The organism is Cellulomonas citrea (assembly GCF_009829685.1).
Lineage (GTDB): Bacteria > Actinomycetota > Actinomycetes > Actinomycetales > Cellulomonadaceae > Cellulomonas > Cellulomonas citrea.
This window is the reverse complement of record NZ_VWSD01000356.1, coordinates 1-608: the sequence shown is the minus strand read 5'-3', so window position 1 is coordinate 608 and position 608 is coordinate 1. Positions and strand designations below refer to the sequence as shown.

The 608-nt window shown below is 78.1% G+C and carries 1 protein-coding gene and 1 pseudogene; one reads left to right on the top strand and one right to left on the bottom strand.

The window, feature by feature from the left end:
• Positions 1-210 (bottom strand): annotated as a pseudogene (locus tag F2B26_RS16700) (TraR/DksA family transcriptional regulator); the annotation flags it as partial.
• 89 nt (positions 211-299) lie between these two features.
• On the opposite strand from F2B26_RS16700, the gene F2B26_RS16695 reads away from it, so the two are divergent.
• On the top strand, positions 300-608 hold a 309-nt coding region (locus F2B26_RS16695; protein ID WP_201292817.1), incomplete at its 3' end, for a hypothetical protein.

The following is a 608-nucleotide window of genomic DNA, read 5'->3' as shown; positions in this document are numbered from 1 at the left end:
CGCCGCCAGCTCCTCGGCCGCCGCCCGGCGCAGACCCACGAGCCGGGCGAGGTCGTCGGCGAGGGTCGCGCCCTCGGGGTCGTGCTCGTCATCGGCCTGCTCGGGTCCGCGGGCGTCGCGCACCACCGCGAGGTCGGCGTCCAGGGCGGCCAGCCGTGCGGTGACCTCGTGCGCGCGGGCGGTCAGCGCGGCGGCGGGGTCGGTGGGCACGTCGGGTCAACGCCCGTGCGGCGCGGCGCTGTTCCCTGCGTATCCTGCGGCAGGTCGGCCGGGCCGACCCCGACGGAACGAGGAGCACGGTGACCGAGGCGAGGCAGCAGGTGCAGGCGCACCTCGACGAGCTGTCGGTCACCTCCCGGCGGCACCGCGGCGTGCTGCGCCGGCTGCGCGAACCGGCCACCATCGCCGACCTGGTCGATGCGACGGCGCTGTCCCGCCGGGCCGTCGAGACCCTGCTCCGCCTGGCCGCGCCCGACCTCGACCGCGTCGGCGACACCTACCGGCTGGCCGCCGACGGGTACGACGACCTCGCGCTGCCCGACGGTGCCCCGCTCGCCTGGACCGGGCGGGAGGACCCGGCGCTCGCCGAACGTCTCGCCCCGCTCATC